At 60.2% G+C, this 16,491-nt stretch carries 13 protein-coding genes; 9 read left to right on the top strand and 4 right to left on the bottom strand.

Translation table 11 applies throughout. The features are described from left to right. The first annotated feature begins 106 nt into the window (after positions 1–106). A complete protein-coding gene (gene rlmM, locus HV782_RS19885; RefSeq protein ID WP_123461907.1) occupies positions 107–1,180 on the top strand; it encodes a 23S rRNA (cytidine(2498)-2'-O)-methyltransferase RlmM in 1,074 nt (357 codons plus the stop codon). A gap of 194 nt (positions 1,181–1,374) precedes the next feature. After that, positions 1,375–1,626: a sulfurtransferase TusA gene (tusA, locus tag HV782_RS19880; protein ID WP_123461909.1), complete on the top strand. Its 252-nt coding sequence runs from the start codon at positions 1,375–1,377 to the stop codon at positions 1,624–1,626. A gap of 78 nt (positions 1,627–1,704) precedes the next feature. Here tusA and HV782_RS19875 read toward each other — a convergent pair whose 3' ends face one another. Further along, positions 1,705–3,114, bottom strand: coding sequence for an MATE family efflux transporter (locus HV782_RS19875; RefSeq protein ID WP_123461911.1), 1,410 nt, complete (start codon positions 3,112–3,114; stop codon positions 1,705–1,707). A 308-nt stretch (positions 3,115–3,422) separates the two neighbouring features. Between HV782_RS19875 and pdxB the strand changes: the two genes are divergently transcribed. Then, on the top strand, positions 3,423–4,565 hold the full coding sequence (gene pdxB, locus HV782_RS19870; RefSeq protein ID WP_186748439.1) for a 4-phosphoerythronate dehydrogenase PdxB: 1,143 nt from the start codon (positions 3,423–3,425) through the stop codon (positions 4,563–4,565). A gap of 182 nt (positions 4,566–4,747) precedes the next feature. On the opposite strand, the gene HV782_RS19865 is transcribed toward pdxB, so the two are convergent. Next, positions 4,748–4,927 carry a PA1571 family protein gene (locus HV782_RS19865; RefSeq protein WP_123461915.1) on the bottom strand — a complete coding sequence of 60 codons (180 nt, stop codon included), beginning with the start codon at positions 4,925–4,927 and terminating at the stop codon, positions 4,748–4,750. Positions 4,928–5,184: 257 nt separating this feature from the next. Here HV782_RS19865 and HV782_RS19860 point away from each other — a divergent pair, with 257 nt between their 5' ends. Continuing rightward, the gene (locus tag HV782_RS19860) at positions 5,185–6,963 is read left to right on the top strand and encodes an ABC transporter transmembrane domain-containing protein (protein ID WP_186748438.1); all 1,779 of its coding nucleotides are present in this window, start codon (positions 5,185–5,187) and stop codon (positions 6,961–6,963) included. A 108-nt stretch (positions 6,964–7,071) separates the two neighbouring features. On the opposite strand, the gene HV782_RS19855 is transcribed toward HV782_RS19860, so the two are convergent. After that, the gene (locus HV782_RS19855) at positions 7,072–9,000 is read right to left on the bottom strand and encodes a transglycosylase SLT domain-containing protein (protein WP_186748436.1); all 1,929 of its coding nucleotides are present in this window, start codon (positions 8,998–9,000) and stop codon (positions 7,072–7,074) included. A gap of 214 nt (positions 9,001–9,214) precedes the next feature. Here HV782_RS19855 and HV782_RS19850 point away from each other — a divergent pair, with 214 nt between their 5' ends. Next, a complete protein-coding gene (locus HV782_RS19850) occupies positions 9,215–11,137 on the top strand; it encodes an ATP-binding cassette domain-containing protein (protein WP_123461920.1) in 1,923 nt (640 codons plus the stop codon). Between the two features lie 91 nt (positions 11,138–11,228). On the opposite strand, the gene HV782_RS19845 is transcribed toward HV782_RS19850, so the two are convergent. Next, positions 11,229–11,666, bottom strand: coding sequence for a universal stress protein (locus HV782_RS19845; protein ID WP_123461922.1), 438 nt, complete (start codon positions 11,664–11,666; stop codon positions 11,229–11,231). 103 nt (positions 11,667–11,769) lie between these two features. Here HV782_RS19845 and HV782_RS19840 point away from each other — a divergent pair, with 103 nt between their 5' ends. The 4 genes from HV782_RS19840 (at position 11,770) to HV782_RS19825 (ending at position 16,424) form a co-directional block, all read left to right on the top strand. Then, positions 11,770–12,207, top strand: coding sequence for a hypothetical protein (locus HV782_RS19840; protein WP_123461924.1), 438 nt, complete (start codon positions 11,770–11,772; stop codon positions 12,205–12,207). A gap of 529 nt (positions 12,208–12,736) precedes the next feature. Next, positions 12,737–14,884 carry a fatty acid oxidation complex subunit alpha FadB gene (fadB, locus tag HV782_RS19835; protein WP_123451295.1) on the top strand — a complete coding sequence of 716 codons (2,148 nt, stop codon included), beginning with the start codon at positions 12,737–12,739 and terminating at the stop codon, positions 14,882–14,884. Positions 14,885–14,913: 29 nt separating this feature from the next. After that, positions 14,914–16,089 carry an acetyl-CoA C-acyltransferase FadA gene (fadA, locus tag HV782_RS19830; RefSeq protein ID WP_007910465.1) on the top strand — a complete coding sequence of 392 codons (1,176 nt, stop codon included), beginning with the start codon at positions 14,914–14,916 and terminating at the stop codon, positions 16,087–16,089. 98 nt (positions 16,090–16,187) lie between these two features. Next, a complete protein-coding gene (locus tag HV782_RS19825) occupies positions 16,188–16,424 on the top strand; it encodes a DUF1653 domain-containing protein (protein WP_123461926.1) in 237 nt (78 codons plus the stop codon). Positions 16,425–16,491 lie beyond the last annotated feature (67 nt).

The following is a 16,491-nucleotide window of genomic DNA, read 5'->3' as shown; positions in this document are numbered from 1 at the left end:
TCCGAACTCGGCTATCATGCGCCGGTTTTCGTGACAGGCTTTGCTTCATCGCAAGGCTTGAGCAGCGCGCAGGGGCCGAATGTCCGCCCTCTGCCCAGGAGTAAGAATGAACACCCTATTCATGCATTGCCGGCCAGGCTTCGAAGGCGAAGTCTGTTCGGAAATTTCCGACCTCGCCGCCCAGCTCAACGTGGCCGGTTACGCCAAGGCTAAAGCGGCCACTGCGTACGCCGAGTTCGTCTGCACCGAAGAAGACGGCGCCGAGCGCCTGATGCGCGGTCAGCGTTTTGCCGAGTTGATTTTCCCACGCCAGTGGGCGCGCGGACTTTTCATTGATCTGCCGGAAAACGACCGCATCAGCGTGATCCTCGCGCATATGGCCGATTTTCCGGTATTCGGCAGCCTGTGGCTGGAAGTCGTCGACACCAACGATGGCAAGGAGCTGTCGAACTTCTGCAAGAAATTCGAAGGTCCGCTGCGCAAGGCATTGACTGCTGCCGGCAAACTGGTGGAGGACGCCAGCAAGCCGCGTCTGTTGCTGACCTTCAAGAGTGGCCGCGAAGTGTTCCTCGGCATGGCTGATGCGGGTAACTCGGCGATGTGGCCAATGGGTATTCCACGCCTGAAGTTTCCCCGAGAAGCGCCCAGCCGTTCGACGTTGAAACTGGAAGAGGCCTGGCACCACTTCATTCCGCGGGATCAGTGGGAAGATCGCTTGCACAGTGACATGACCGGTGTGGATCTCGGCGCCGCGCCGGGCGGCTGGACCTGGCAACTGGTCAACCGCGGCATGCTGGTGACCGCCATTGATAACGGTCCGATGGCTGAAAGCCTGATGGACACTGGCCTGGTTCAGCACCTGATGGCCGATGGTTTCACCTTCAAGCCCAAGCAACCGGTGGACTGGATGGTCTGCGACATTGTCGAGAAGCCGGCACGTAACGCGGCGATGCTCGAAGAATGGATTGGCGAGGGCCATTGCCGCGAGGCGGTGGTCAACCTGAAGCTGCCGATGAAGCAGCGTTATGCCGAAGTGAAACGTTTGCTCGAGCGCATCGCCGATGGTTTCAAGGCCCGTGGGATCAAGGTCGATATCGGCTGCAAGCAGCTGTATCACGACCGCGAAGAAGTGACGTGCCACCTGCGCCGTCACGACATCAAGAAAGCCAAATCCCGCTGAAATATGTAACTGGCCGTTATGGCGAGTGACTTGCTCCCGCAGGGCTGCGAGGCGGCCCTGAATTCAGCATCCATGTTAGTTCCGGCGCACCGGGCAAAAAGGTTTTACGACGGCTACGCCGCCGAGCGGGAGCAAGCTCCCTCGCCACACGCTCGGCAATGCGCGACAATGCCGGCCAGTTTCAGGAGTGAATCATGAGTGAAATGATCGATACCCCGGTCGACGGCACCCTCGACGCCACCGGCCTCAATTGCCCGGAGCCGGTGATGATGCTGCACCAGCACATTCGCGATCTGGTGCCCGGCGGCCTGCTCAAGGTGATCGCCACCGATCCCTCGACCAAGCGCGACATTCCCAAGTTCTGCGTGTTTCTCGACCACGAGCTGGTCGAGCAGCACGAAGAGTCCGGTACCTATCTGTACTGGATCCGCAAGAAACACGCCTGAAACCCAGGCAGCGCACAAACAACTGTGGGAGCCAGCAGGCTGGCTCCCACATTTTTTGTTCCGGTGTAAAGAGAAGGCTCAGCCCAGCGAACGACTGATCCGGATACGCTTGCGCGCACTGCGGGTCAGACGGATCGACAACATCAGTGCCGCACAGCTCAAACCGACGATCAAACCTTGCCACAAACCACTCGGGCCCCGTGGCGCGCCGAGCCAGTCGGTCAAACCGAGGGCGTAACCCACCGGCAAACCGATACCCCAGTAGGCGAACAAGGTCAGGATCATCGTCACCCGCGTGTCCTGATAACCGCGCAGGGCGCCGGCGGCAGTGACCTGAATCGCGTCGGAAAACTGGAACAGCGCCGAGTACACGATCAGCATCGCCGCGATATGAATCACGGTCGGATCCGCGGTGTAGATCGCCGCAATCGGCTCGCGCAACAACAGCATCATGCTCGCCGACAGACAGGCGTACGCCAGCGCGGTGCCCATGCCGACGCCGGCGGCGAAACGTGCTTCCCGGGGCTCTTCACGACCGAGTGCCTGGCCGACGCGGACGGTCACCGCCATGCCGAGGGAATACGGAATCATGAACACCAGCGAGCTGACGTTCAGCGCAATCTGATGCCCGGCCACCACAGTGGCGCCGAGGCTTCCGATCAACAGCGCGATCACTGCGAAGATGCTCGACTCGGCAAACACCGCGATGCCGATCGGCAGACCGACCGCCAGCAGACGCTTGATCACTGCCCATTGTGGCCAGTCGAAGCGGCTGAAGATCTCGCTCGAACGATAGGCTGGGGCCCAGCGCTCGTAACCGGCCAGACCCAGCGCCATGACCCACATCACGATTGCCGTGGCCCAACCGCAGCCGACGCCGCCCATGGCCGGCACGCCGAAGTGGCCATAGATGAAGATGTAGTTCAGCGGAATGTTCAGTGCCAGACCGCATAGGCCCAGCACCATCGCCGGACGGGTGCGGCCGATGCCGTCACTGGTGCAGCGCAGCACGTGATAGATCGCAACCGCTGGCAGACCGCTGGCGATACCGTGCAGGTACTGCATGCACGGGCCGATCAATTCCGGATCGACCTTCATCAGGTGCAACACCGGCTCGGCGGCGACCAGCATCGACGTCGCGATCAGGCCGACCACCAGCGCCAGCCACAATGCCTGACGGACGATCGGGCCGATTTCGCTGTGGGTGCCGGCGCCGAACCGTTGGGCAACCTTGGGGGTGGTGGCCAGCAGGGTGCCAGTCATCAGCAGAAACACCGGGACCCAGATCGAGTTGCCCAGTGCCACCGCCGCCAGATCCCGTGGTCCGACGCGGCCGGCCATGACTGCATCGACGAAGCCCATGGCCGTGGTCGCCAGCTGCGCGATGATGATCGGCAGCGCCAGGGCGAGCAGGGTCTTGAACTCCAGGCGGATACGCGCGGGGCGGGTGAGGGAGACAGCGACAGGTTGGTCAGTTACGGAATTCACAGGCGAAGCGTCCAAAGGTGTTGATGCGCAAGGCGCCGCATTCTACGCCGCTGACACCTTGGTCAGGAAAAATCCTCTGTTGCGGATTTGTAATCAACAGACCCGTCAACTATGGCGAGGGCGCTTGCTCCCGCTGGGGACGAAGCGTCCCCGGGACTATCCAGTGCGGTAGCTCAGGGAAAACCCGAGGGCAGACTTTCCGTCCGCTGCACAGTCTGGCGCGAGCAAGCGCCCTCGCCACGATGCAGTCTGCACTGGCCCAACGGTGGATCTGCACCTAAACTGCCGATCCGCCAAAGGAGCCCGCCATGCTGATTGTTGCCGACGAAAATATCCCGCTGCTCGATGCCTTTTTTGCCGGTTTCGGCGAGATCCGCCGGGTGCCAGGCCGTTCCATCGACCGTGCGACGGTCGAGCAGGCCGACGTGCTGCTGGTGCGCTCGGTGACCCAGGTCAACCGGGCGTTGCTGGAAGGCAGCCGGGTGCGCTTTGTGGGCACGTGCACCATCGGCACCGATCACCTGGACCTCGATTATTTCGCCGAAGCGGGGATCACCTGGTCCAGTGCGCCGGGTTGCAACGCTCGGGGGGTGGTCGATTACGTGCTCGGCACTCTGATGACGCTCGCCGAAATCGAAGGCGTCGATCTGACGCAACGCACCTATGGCGTGGTCGGTGCCGGCGAGGTCGGTGGTCGGCTGATCAAAGTGCTCAAAGGCCTGGGCTGGAACGTGAAAGTCTGCGATCCACCACGGCAGGCGGCCGAGGGTGGCGATTACGTCAGTCTGGAGCAGATCCTTGAGCAGTGCGACGTGATCAGTCTGCATACCCCGTTGACCCGCAGCGGTGACGGCGCGACCTGGCACCTGCTCGATCAGGCGCGATTGCATCAGCTTAAACCCGGAGCCTGGCTGATCAATGCTGCGCGCGGTCCGGTGGTCGATAACGCTGCGTTGCGTAAAGTGCTGCTGGAGCGTGAAGACCTGCAAGCGGCGCTCGATGTCTGGGAGGCCGAACCCGAGGTCGATGTCGCGCTGGCCGAACTCTGCGTACTGGCCACGCCGCACATTGCCGGTTACAGCCTTGATGGCAAACAGCGCGGGACGGCGCAGATCTATCAGGCCTACTGCAATTTCATTGGCCAACCGGCGAGCATCCAGCTCAGTGACTTGCTGCCGGCGCCGTGGCTGTCGCAAGTCACCCTGCACGCCGACAGCGATCCGGCCTGGGCGCTGGCGATGTTGTGCCGTGGCGTGTACGACCCGCGCCGGGATGATGCGGATTTCCGCCGCAGCCTTGTAGGCAATGGCGCTGAGCAGCGTGCGGCCTTTGATGTGTTGCGCAAGCAGTATCCGGTGCGACGCGAGATTGAGGGGCTGAAGGTGCGGATCGAGGGGGATTCGCCAGTGTTGCAGCAGATTGTGGCAGCGCTTGGGGCGGTGGCTGTCTAGCGATCAAATCGGCTCTATCGCTGGCAAGCCAGCTCCCCCAGGTTCTCTGTGTTACTCAAGACTTGAACTAGCCACTGGACTTGTGGGCGCGGCCCTGCCCGCGATGGTCGCACCACACTTGGCAATTTGCGGGCAGAAAAAACCCGGCCAGAAAGGGGCCGGGTCGGAAGACGCTGGCTATATCACTTTTGTTCGGCAGGCTTGACCAATCGCTTCTCCAGTTCGCGGCAGGCGTCCTGGATCATGTCTTCAGTGATCGGTACTTCACGCCCCTCCTTGTCAATGATGGAGCAACCAAGAGGTTGGCCGGGCTTGGTGCGGATCACTTGAATCTTGTCATCGCTGCTGTGTTGCAAGGACATGGCCTGTCTCCTCATCAGGTTGTGCGCGTAGATTAAAACCGCCACGTGACCAGGCTGTGACAACTCCCTGGGGACTGTCAAAAGCGGCATCTCCACTCAAACAGAAATGACCGCTCGTCTCAACCGGCACTTTAGACCGATAGCAACTATGGCCTAGTCTTTGGGGGCATATTTAACCTGACTCATTGTGATTTACAGAGTTCCACCCCATAGAAGGTTTAGGCTAGCCCCTTTCATCAACACGGATGTGTACCTGAATGACCCCGAAGCTTTCTTCCCGGCACCGTCGCGCCCTGCGCCTGACCAGCCGATTCCTGGCCCCCTACCGTTGGCAGGTCATCGGTGCGCTGCTGGCGTTGATCGTCACCGCCGCTGTCACGTTGTCGATGGGGCAGGGGATCAAATTGCTGGTCGATCGGGGCTTCATGACCCAGTCGCCGCACCAGTTGAACCAGAGCATCGGCATTTTCATGTTGATGGTACTGGGCCTGGCAGTCGGCACGTTCGCGCGGTTTTACTGGGTGTCGTGGATTGGCGAGCGCTGTGTGGCGGATATCCGGCGTGAAGTGTTCAACCACCTGGTCTATCTGCACCCCGGCTTTTATGAGAACAACCGCAGTTCGGAGATCCAGTCACGCCTGACTGCCGACACCACACTGCTGCAGTCGGTGATCGGCTCCTCGCTGTCGATGTTCCTGCGTAACCTGCTGATGGTTATCGGCGGCGTCGTGTTGCTGTTCGTGACCAATGCAAAGCTCACCAGCATCGTGGTGATTGCCTTGCCGTTCGTGGTCGCACCGATCCTGATTTTCGGCCGGCGTGTACGCAATCTCTCGCGGCTGAGCCAGGACCGCGTCGCCGATATCGGCAGCTACGTTTCCGAAACCCTCGGCCAGATCAAGACCGTACAGGCCTACAACCATCAGGTGCAGGATGAGCAGCGTTTCGCGACAACCGTCGAGGACGCGTTCGACACCGCGCGTAAACGCATCTTTCAGCGTTCATGGATGATCACCGTGGTGATCGTGCTGGTGCTGGGCGCGGTGGCGGTGATGTTGTGGGTGGGCGGCATGGACGTAATTGCCGGGCGTATCACCGGTGGCGAACTGGCGGCGTTCGTCTTCTACAGCCTGATCGTCGGCAGTGCGATCGGCACCTTGAGCGAAGTCATCGGTGAACTGCAACGTGCGGCGGGTGCTGCCGAGCGCATCGCCGAACTGTTGAGTTCGCAGAACATCATCCGGCCCCCGACCACTGGACTGGTGACCTTGCCGGAACGAGTCAAGGGCGAACTGCAATTGCAGGATGTGCGTTTTTCCTACCCGTCGCGTCCGGAAAGCTACGCCGTCAATGGCTTGAATCTGACTATTCGCGCTGGCGAGACCTTGGCGCTAGTCGGGCCGTCCGGCGCCGGCAAGTCCACGGTTTACGATTTGCTGTTGCGCTTCTACGACCCGATTGAAGGGCGGATCCTGATCGACGGCGTGCCGCTGACCAGCCTTGACCCATTGGACCTGCGCCGCAATTTCGCCCTGGTCTCGCAATCGCCTGCGCTGTTTTTCGGCAGCGTCGAAGACAACATCCGTTACGGTTGCCCGGGCGCGACGCTGGAACAGGTCAAGGAAGCGGCGAAAATCGCCCACGCCCATGATTTCATCGAAAAGATGCCGCAGGGTTATCAGACGCATCTGGGCGACGCTGGCCTCGGCCTCTCTGGCGGCCAGCGTCAGCGTCTGGCGATCGCTCGGGCGTTGCTGGTCGATGCGCCGATCCTGCTGCTGGACGAAGCTACCAGCGCCCTCGATGCGCAAAGCGAACACCTGATTCAGGAAGCGCTGCCAAGCCTGATGCACAACCGCACCACGCTGGTGATCGCGCATCGTCTGGCTACCGTGAAAAACGCTGACCGGATCGCGGTGATGGACCAGGGAAAACTGGTGGCAATCGGCACCCATCAGGAGCTGATCGTCAGTAATCCGCTGTACGCGCGGTTGGCCGCGTTGCAGTTCAACGACGGCCACGCGATCGCCGTGTAGACGTTGTCGCAGGCGGCGATCTTTGATCTTGCTGCAAAAAAATGCCCGCATCCAAGTGCGGGCATTTTTTTGCAGCAAAAGATCACCGCCTGCGGCAGCGTCTACAGATCATTGGTCATCGAAATACCGCTCATGCCAATCCACCAGCGGCTGCGGCGAGTTGAGCTTCTGGCCGTAGATCACCGAATAAGACAGCACGTTCTGCACATACTGGCGGGTTTCGTCGAACGGGATGCTTTCCACCCAGACGTCGAAGCTCAGGTGGTCGGCGCCGCGCAGCCATTGGCGAACGCGGCCCGGGCCTGCGTTGTAGGCGGCGGAGGCGAGGACGCGGTTGCCGTTGAACTGGCTGTGCACCTGGCTCAGGTAAGCGGCGCCGAGCTGGATGTTCTTGTCCGGGTCGAGCACTTGCTGGGGCGAGGCCAGTGGGATGCTGAACTTGCGCGCGGTTTCCTTGGCGGTGCCGGGCATCAGTTGCATCAGGCCGCTGGCGCCGACGCCGGAGCGGGCGTCGTCCATGAACGCGCTTTCCTGACGGGTGATGGCGAACACCCAACTGGAATGCAGGCCGCGCACCTTGGCTTCGCGCACGAGGGTGTCACGGTGCGCCATCGGGAAACGGATATCGAGATCATCCCAGTATTGCGCCTGACTGATGGTGCGGATTGCCGGGAAGTACCATTTCAGGTCGTAGGCCAGTTTGGCCTGGGCGACCATTTCGTCGCGGTTGAAATGGCGGCTGACGTGGTACCACTCGCGGCGACCGTCGACGATCTGCCCGCGGGCATGGAATTCCAGGGCGCGTCGCACGCCGGGGGTGTTACGCACTTTGTTGATGGTCGCCTGGCTCAGTACCAGCGGCTTGTTCATCACCGAGTACGGCAGTTGCGAGCGGTCGGCGGCGAGGAAGCCGTAGAAGTCGCGTTCCTTGGCCAGATTCTTGTACAGCGTCTGCGCTTCCGGGTTCCGTGGCTGCGCCAATTCCAGACTGCGGGCCTGCCAATAGCGCCAGCGGTTGGTGGTGGCCAGATCCTGCGGCAGCCGGCGGGTCAACTGATAGGCGTCGTCCCAGCGGGCCAGACGCAGCAGCAGGCGCAGGCGCCATTCGGAAACGGTGTTGTCGCGCAGTTCCGGGTCGTACTTGGTCATCACGTCCAGCGCCCGGCTGTCGAAACGCCGAGCCAGCGTCAGGCCGATTTCCCGGGCGATCGCGACTTTCTCGTCACGGGAGAAGTGCATGCTGCTGGCGTAACCATCGAGCAGGGCCATGGCCTTGTCCGGATCCTGACGGGCGAGGCGACGCAGGCCGAGGCTGACCACGTCGGACATCGGCTCGTCGGCCGGGGTGAAGCGCGACGGCTGGTTGAGCAGTTCGGGCTTCTGTGCGACATCCACCAACACGCGACCGCGTGGGGCGAGGGTGGTCAGGCCGTTGACCAGACTGTTGGCCAACGGATAGTTACGCGCCTGGGCGGCCAGTTTGGTGCGCTCCCAGCGTTTCTGTTCGGTCAGTTGGCCATCGGCGGCCCAGATCCCGAACAGCCCGTCACAGGCCGCCGGTTGCGATTTGCCGGTCAGCCACAGTTTGTCGGCGTTGGCGTAACCTTCGGCCTTGTGGCCGCTGCTGATCTGGTTCTGCGCGTTGAGGCAGTCCAGTTCGGTAAAGTTCAGTTTAGGGTCGTAATACCTGGTGAAGGTCGCCCAGTCGCCGCGGTCGGCCAGCCAGCGCAACCAGCGCAGTTTCATCCAGTTGGCCTGCGGCAGGTCGCCGTGCTCGGCGAGGAATTTCTCGATCTCGGCGTTGCTCGCGGTCTTCAGACGTGCGGTCAACTCGTCGTAAGCCAGATACGGTTCCAGCGGATAATCGGCCAGGGCCTGGCTGTAACGGAAGTACGGGCCGGTGTCGCCCTTGGCCAGGGCGCGCTTGGCTTCATCGTAATACTGGCGTTGGGTGGACAGGTCCACCGCCTGGGCGGATTGAGCGGCAGCGGCGGTAAGTAGCAAACAGGACAAGACACTGAAAAGGCGACTGCGCATGAGACATCCGGGCAGAGAAATCATGACAAGCACCGGCCGCGGCCAGCACTGAATTGTCTGTAGCTTAGCCTTTTGCCAGCAACGGGCGAAAGCTTTGCGACCCATGCAGCACAAGTTCGCAACAAATGTTGTGCAGAGTGCTTCGACAGACAAATTGCCGGCCTGTTGAAGCCCTAAGTCAGGTAGAATGCGCGCCCGGTTTTTGGAGAAGCTCATGACCCTGCTCAAATTCAGCGATGTGTCCCTTGCATTCGGCGCGATGCCGTTGTTGGACAAGGTGTCCTGGCAGATCGCCCGTGGTGAGCGGGTGTGCATCATCGGCCGCAACGGCACTGGCAAGTCCAGCATGATGAAACTGGTCAAGGGCGACCAGAAGCCCGATGACGGCTCGGTGTGGCGTGCCCCCGGTCTGAAAATCGGCGAATTGCCGCAAGAATTGCCGGTGGCCGACGAGCGGACCGTGTTCGACGTGGTTGCCGAAGGCCTCGATGGCGTTGGCGCCTTGCTCGCCGAATACCATCACCTGAGCCAGAACATCGTCACCGATGCCGATCTGGACAAGCTGATGCACGTCCAGCACGACCTCGAAGCTCGTGACGGCTGGCGCTTGCAGACCCTGGTCGACAGCACCCTGAGCCGCCTGCAACTGCCGGCCGACAAGACCCTCGCCGAACTGTCCGGCGGCTGGCGTCGTCGCGTTCTGCTGGCGCAGGCGCTGGTGTCCGAGCCGGATCTGCTGTTGCTCGACGAACCCACCAACCACCTGGACATCGGTGCAATTGCCTGGCTCGAAGAAGCTCTGAAGGATTTCCAGGGTGCCGTGCTGTTCATCACGCACGACCGTTCTTTCCTGCAAAACCTCGCCACACGCATCCTCGAGCTGGACCGCGGCGGCCTGATCGACTGGAACGGCGACTACGCCAGCTTCCTGGTACATAAAGAAGCCGCGCTGGCTGCTGAAGAAACCGCCAACGCGCTGTTCGACAAGCGTCTGGCCCAGGAAGAAGTGTGGATCCGTCAAGGCATCAAGGCCCGTCGTACCCGTAACGAAGGCCGTGTCCGCGCCCTGAAAGCCCTGCGTGTTGAGCGCAGCGAGCGTCGCGAGCGCACCGGCAAGGCGAACATTCAGCTGGAAACCGCCGACAAGTCCGGCAAGCAAGTGATGGTGTTGGAAAATGTCAGCTTCCATCACCCGGACGGCCCGTTCCTGATCAAGGACTTCTCGATGGTCCTGCAGCGCGGCGACCGTATCGGTCTGCTCGGCGCCAACGGTACCGGCAAGACCACCTTGCTCAAGCTGATGCTAAACGGCCTGCAACCGACCAGCGGCACAGTGGAAGAGGGCACCCGGATCGACGTGGCCTACTTCGACCAGTTGCGCCATCAGCTGGATCTGGAAAAGACCGTGATCGACAACGTCGCCGAAGGTCGCGATTTTATCGACATCGACGGTCAGAGCCGCCACGTGCTGAGCTACCTCGGCGACTTCCTGTTCAGCCCGCAGCGTGCGCGCACACCGGTGAAGGCGCTGTCCGGTGGCGAGCGTGCGCGTTTGCTGTTGGCGAAGCTGTTCAGCAAGCCGGCGAACCTGCTGGTCCTCGACGAACCGACCAACGACCTCGATGTGGAAACCCTCGAGCTGCTCGAAGAAGTGCTGTTGACCTTCAACGGCACCGTGCTGATGGTCAGTCACGACCGGGCATTCCTCGACAACGTGGTCACCAGTACCCTGGTTTTCGAAGGTGAAGGCAAGGTACGTGAATACGTCGGTGGTTATCAGGACTGGATCCGTCAGGGCGGCTCGCCGCGCCTGCTGGGCGTGACCGAGAGCAAGTCGGGCAAGGCTGACCTGAATTCGGCGGTGGTTACCGCTGAGCCTGCTGTGGTTGCTGAGCCTGCCGCTGTCGCGCCGGCGGCCAAGAAGAAACTGAGCTACAAGCTGCAGCGCGAGCTGGAAGCGTTGCCGGGTGACATCGACGCCAAGGAACAGCAGATCGCTGCGGTCGAGGCTGAAATGGCCGAAGCTGGTTTCTATCAGCGTCCGCCGACCGAGACGGCCAAGGTAATTGCTTCGCTGGAGCAGTTGCAGGCTGAGCTGGATGCACTGGTGGAGCGTTGGGCCGAGCTGGATGCCTGACTGATCCGGTGACAAAAAAGCCCGGCCTCATTTGCGTGAGGCCGGGCTTTTCACATGCGGGTCGAGATTCAATAGGAGCGGGCCTGGTGTTTCAGCGTTTGACCAGGTGCACCGCCAGTACATCGCAAGGCGCGCCGTGCAGTACGTCATTGGCCGTGGAGCCAAGCAACAGCGCCAGGCCGTGACGGCCATGGCTGCCGACGACGATCAGGTCGCAATGGTTTTCCTTGGCGAAATGATGGATTTCCTGGCGTGGCTGACCATAGGTCAGGTGGCAATTGGCGCCCTCAAGCTCTGCGTATTTGGTTTTCAGGCGCTCGAGACGCTCCTTGGCCTGATCGAACTGCTGTTGTTGCAGTTGTGACAGATCCATCGGCACGTCGCCGCCGAACGCCATCGCCATTGGTTCGACGATATGTACCAGCGACAGCTTGGCGCCGTTGCTCGCCGACAGCTCTCGGGCGCGGTGAATCACAGGGTCGCACTCTTCGGTCAGATCTACGGCGACCAGGATATGGGAGTAGGGCATGAGGTGCTCCTCGTGAGGTTTCAATATTGTTAAGTATGGCTGGTTTCAAGCGCATTGGTTCCAAAGTGACACAATGCGCTCACCAAGAATTGGGAATAGAGATATGACGGTCTGGTTAGTGGTGTCAATCCTGCTGGTGGTATTAAGTCCGCTGGCCTGGTTGCGCCCTTCGCGTGTTCAAAGCGGTCGCATGGCCCTGCGCATGGAGGCGCGCCGCATTGGTCTGGCCATGCAACTGGCGCCTCAGGAATGGCCGCACTGGCTGGGGCAGGAGCCGCCCAATCCGTGCGCGCAATACCATCGGCCGCGCCGTGGCAATCAACCGGCATGCTGGGCTTACTGGCAGAAAGCGCCGGGGGTGTGGGTCAATCAGTGGCAGGAAGTCTGCGAAGACCGGGCGCTGCTTAATCATTTCGAAAAGTTGCCGGGCAACGTTTTCAAAGTCGAGGCCGACAAGCAGATGATCGCCTTGTATTGGGGCGAGAAGGGCGAAGCCACGGTCTTGCAGGATATCGACGCGACTCTGAAAGCGCTGGCGTGATGCGCGGAATTTTCGCACTGCAACGGTGTGAAGCGTCCGGCAGACGAGCAATAAAAAGCCCGACATGATTCGTCGGGCGGGTTTGGCCAGGCAGGCCGGAAATTCTTTTCGAGGCTGTATCGGGCAATCTCTGATCAGCACATCTCACTGTAGTCCAGCCAGCGTAGCCTTTTAAACAGGGTTCGTTGTGAATTAGGGCGAATTTTCTAACTATTGATTCTATGAATGGCTTCACATGCAGGCGTGTGTTGCACGTCTGCGTGGTACGGAAATGACCGCAAAGTCGCATTTGAACCCGTATTTTGGGCGATTGACAATTGTCGGAAATTCCGTGAAGGTGACGTACCCAAATCAAACGGGCGTATGAATTGAGCGTTTGTCTTACAGACTGCTCCTACAGAATCCCGACTATCGCGTTGGCGGGTGTGCCGGGTGGATTGGCGTTAGCATCGACGAAAAAGCGTCCTGCCGAGCCATTCGCCTGCGTCCGACGTGTACTGTTCAGCTTCCATATCGTGGAGATCAGTTGATGATTTACGAAGGTAAAGCCATCACGGTTAAAGCTCTTGAAAGTGGCATCGTCGAATTGAAATTCGACCTCAAGGGTGAGTCCGTCAACAAGTTCAACCGTCTAACCCTGAACGAACTGCGTCAGGCCGTAGACACCATCAAGGCAGATGCTTCGATCAAGGGCGTGATCGTCAGCAGTGGCAAGGACGTGTTCATCGTCGGCGCCGACATCACCGAATTTGTCGACAACTTCAAGCTGCCGGATGCCGAGCTGGTTGCTGGCAATCTCGAAGCCAACAAGATCTTCAGCGATTTCGAAGACCTCAACGTTCCTACCGTAGCGGCCATCAACGGCATCGCGCTGGGCGGCGGTCTGGAAATGTGCCTGGCGGCTGACTATCGCGTCATGTCGACCAAAGCCAAGATTGGTCTGCCGGAAGTCAAACTGGGCATCTACCCAGGCTTCGGTGGCACTGTGCGTCTGCCGCGTCTGATCGGTGTCGACAATGCCATCGAGTGGATTGCCGCCGGCAAGGAAAACCGCCCTGAAGACGCCCTGAAAGTCAGCGCCGTTGACGCCGTGGTTGCTCCAGAGAAGCTGCAGGAAGCTGCCCTTGAACTGATCAAGCGCGCCATCTCCGGCGAGTTCGACTTCAAGGCCAAGCGTCAGCCGAAACTTGAAAAACTCAAGTTGAACGCCATCGAACAAATGATGGCTTTCGAAACCGCCAAAGGTTTCGTCGCCGGTCAAGCAGGCCCGAACTACCCGGCGCCGGTCGAAGCAATCAAGACCATCCAGAAAGCCGCGAACTTCGGTCGTGACAAGGCGCTGGAAGTCGAAGCCGCCGGTTTCGTCAAACTGGCCAAGACCTCTGCCGCGCAGAGCTTGATCGGTCTGTTCCTGAACGATCAGGAACTGAAGAAAAAGGCCAAGGCCTACGACGAAATCGCCAAAGACGTGAAGCAGGCTGCCGTACTCGGCGCCGGCATCATGGGTGGCGGTATCGCCTATCAGTCGGCCTCCAAAGGCACGCCGATCCTGATGAAGGACATCAACGAGCACGGTATCGAGCAGGGTCTGGCCGAAGCCGCGAAACTGCTGGTTGGCCGCGTTGATAAAGGTCGCATGACCGCTGCGAAAATGGCTGAAGTGCTCAACGGCATTCGTCCGACCCTGTCCTACGGCGACTTCGGTCACGTCGATCTGGTGGTTGAAGCGGTCGTCGAGAACCCGAAGGTCAAGCAAGCTGTACTGGCCGAAGTTGAAGCTCAGGTCAAAGAGGACACCATCCTCGCGTCCAACACCTCGACCATTTCCATCAGCCTGCTGGCCAAGGCCCTCAAGCGTCCGGAAAACTTCGTCGGCATGCACTTCTTCAACCCGGTGCACATGATGCCGCTGGTGGAAGTGATCCGTGGCGAGAAGTCCAGCGAACTGGCCGTTGCCACCACCGTTGCCTACGCCAAGAAAATGGGCAAGAACCCGATCGTGGTCAATGACTGCCCGGGCTTCCTGGTCAACCGCGTACTGTTCCCGTACTTCGGCGGCTTCGCCAAGCTGGTCAGCGCCGGTGTCGACTTCGTCCGCATCGACAAGGTCATGGAAAAATTCGGCTGGCCAATGGGCCCGGCATACCTGATGGACGTGGTCGGCATCGACACCGGTCACCACGGTCGTGACGTGATGGCTGAAGGTTTCCCGGACCGCATGAAGGATGACCGTCGTTCGGCCATCGACGTGCTGTACGAAGCCAAGCGCCTGGGTCAGAAAAACGGCAAGGGCTTCTACGCCTACGAAGCCGACAAGAAAGGCAAGCAGAAGAAGGTTGCCGATCCATCGGTGCTGGAAGTGCTCAAGCCGATCGTTTACGAGCAGCGCGAAGTCACTGACGAAGACATCATCAACTGGATGATGATCCCGCTGTGCCTGGAAACCGTGCGTTGCCTGGAAGACGGCATCGTTGAAACCGCCGCCGAAGCCGACATGGGTCTGGTCTACGGTATCGGTTTCCCTCCATTCCGTGGCGGTGCGCTGCGCTACATCGATTCGATCGGTGTTGCCGAGTTCGTTGCCCTGGCTGACCAGTACGCTGATTTGGGCGCGCTGTACCACCCGACCGCGAAGCTGCGCGAAATGGCCAAAAACGGCCAGAGCTTCTTCGGTTAAGCGCCCCCAACTAGAGTGAGAGTGAACTTATGAGCTTGAATCCTAGAGACGTCGTGATTGTCGACTTCGGTCGTACTCCGATGGGCCGCTCCAAGGGCGGCATGCACCGCAACACCCGCGCCGAAGACATGTCGGCGCACCTGATCAGCAAGCTGCTGGAACGCAACGCCAAGGTCGATCCTGCTGAAGTCGAGGACGTGATCTGGGGCTGTGTGAACCAGACTCTGGAGCAGGGCTGGAACATCGCGCGCATGGCGTCGCTGATGACCCAGATCCCGCACACCTCGGCCGGCCAGACCGTCAGCCGTCTGTGCGGTTCGTCGATGAGTGCCCTGCACACTGCCGCGCAAGCGATCATGACCGGCAACGGTGACGTGTTCGTGGTTGGCGGCGTCGAGCATATGGGCCACGTCAGCATGATGCACGGTGTCGATCCGAACCCGCACATGTCCCTGTACGCGGCGAAAGCCTCGGGCATGATGGGCCTGACCGCTGAAATGCTCGGCAAAATGCACGGCATCACTCGCGAACAGCAAGACGCTTTCGGCGTGCGTTCCCACCAGTTGGCCCACAAGGCAACTGTGGAAGGCAAGTTCAAAGACGAAATCATCCCGATGCAGGGCTATGACGAGAACGGTTTCCTGAAACTGTTCGACTACGACGAAACCATTCGTCCGGAAACCACCCTGGAAAGTCTGGCGGCCCTCAAGCCGGCCTTCAATCCAAAGGGCGGCACCGTGACTGCGGGTACTTCGTCGCAGATCACCGATGGTGCTTCGTGCATGATCGTGATGTCGGCGCAGCGTGCGCAGGACCTGGGCATTCAGCCGATGGCGGTGATCCGTTCGATGGCAGTGGCGGGTGTGGATCCGGCGATCATGGGCTATGGTCCAGTTCCGGCCACACAAAAAGCCCTGAAGCGTGCGGGCCTTGGCATCAACGATATCGACTTCTTCGAGCTCAACGAAGCTTTCGCTGCACAGGCCCTGCCAGTGCTGAAAGATCTGAAAGTACTCGACAAGATGAACGAGAAGGTTAACCTGCACGGCGGCGCGATCGCCCTGGGTCACCCGTTCGGTTGCTCCGGTGCGCGTATTTCCGGCACCTTGCTGAACGTGATGAAGCAGAATAGCGGCACCTTCGGGGTGGCCACTATGTGCATTGGTCTCGGCCAAGGCATCTCCACCGTCTTCGAACGCGTTTAAGCGTCTCGTCGATGGAAGCCGGGGCCAAGTGCCCCGGTTTTTGTTTTTGCGGATTTATTTTGTTTTTATTTTGAAAAAATTTGAGTGAGGGCCGAAGCATGCCGATACAACCTGGGCTCTACCAACATTACAAAGGTCCGCAGTACCGCGTATTCAGTGTTGCGCGGCATTCCGAGACCGAGGAAGAAGTGGTCTTTTACCAAGCCCTGTATGGCGATTACGGCTTTTGGGTGCGCCCTTTGAGCATGTTCGTCGAGTCGGTCGAGGTTGACGGCGAGCAGGTGCCACGCTTTGCTTTGGTGCAAGCCGAACCGAGCCTTTTTACCAAGGCATGAGGCGAGTGTGCACAGAACCCTGTGCTTGACCTCACCTTGTATCAACTATATATAGCGGTGCCGCGTC

Origin of the sequence: Pseudomonas monsensis (genome assembly GCF_014268495.2) — a bacterium.
GTDB lineage: Bacteria > Pseudomonadota > Gammaproteobacteria > Pseudomonadales > Pseudomonadaceae > Aquipseudomonas > Aquipseudomonas monsensis.
This window is presented reverse-complemented; position numbering and strand designations above follow the sequence as displayed.

What these genes read in the sequence shown, in the direction of transcription:
- rlmM (WP_123461907.1), top strand. Translation starts at nt 107, where the DNA reads ATGAACACCCTATTCATGCATTGCCGGCCAGGCTTCGAAGGCGAAGTC.
- tusA (WP_123461909.1), top strand. Translation starts at nt 1,375, where the DNA reads ATGAGTGAAATGATCGATACCCCGGTCGACGGCACCCTCGACGCCACC.
- pdxB (WP_186748439.1), top strand. Translation starts at nt 3,423, where the DNA reads ATGCTGATTGTTGCCGACGAAAATATCCCGCTGCTCGATGCCTTTTTT.
- HV782_RS19865 (WP_123461915.1), bottom strand. Translation starts at nt 4,927, where the DNA reads ATGTCCTTGCAACACAGCAGCGATGACAAGATTCAAGTGATCCGCACC.
- HV782_RS19860 (WP_186748438.1), top strand. Translation starts at nt 5,185, where the DNA reads ATGACCCCGAAGCTTTCTTCCCGGCACCGTCGCGCCCTGCGCCTGACC.
- HV782_RS19855 (WP_186748436.1), bottom strand. Translation starts at nt 9,000, where the DNA reads ATGCGCAGTCGCCTTTTCAGTGTCTTGTCCTGTTTGCTACTTACCGCC.
- HV782_RS19850 (WP_123461920.1), top strand. Translation starts at nt 9,215, where the DNA reads ATGACCCTGCTCAAATTCAGCGATGTGTCCCTTGCATTCGGCGCGATG.
- HV782_RS19845 (WP_123461922.1), bottom strand. Translation starts at nt 11,666, where the DNA reads ATGCCCTACTCCCATATCCTGGTCGCCGTAGATCTGACCGAAGAGTGC.
- HV782_RS19840 (WP_123461924.1), top strand. Translation starts at nt 11,770, where the DNA reads ATGACGGTCTGGTTAGTGGTGTCAATCCTGCTGGTGGTATTAAGTCCG.
- fadB (WP_123451295.1), top strand. Translation starts at nt 12,737, where the DNA reads ATGATTTACGAAGGTAAAGCCATCACGGTTAAAGCTCTTGAAAGTGGC.
- fadA (WP_007910465.1), top strand. Translation starts at nt 14,914, where the DNA reads ATGAGCTTGAATCCTAGAGACGTCGTGATTGTCGACTTCGGTCGTACT.
- HV782_RS19825 (WP_123461926.1), top strand. Translation starts at nt 16,188, where the DNA reads ATGCCGATACAACCTGGGCTCTACCAACATTACAAAGGTCCGCAGTAC.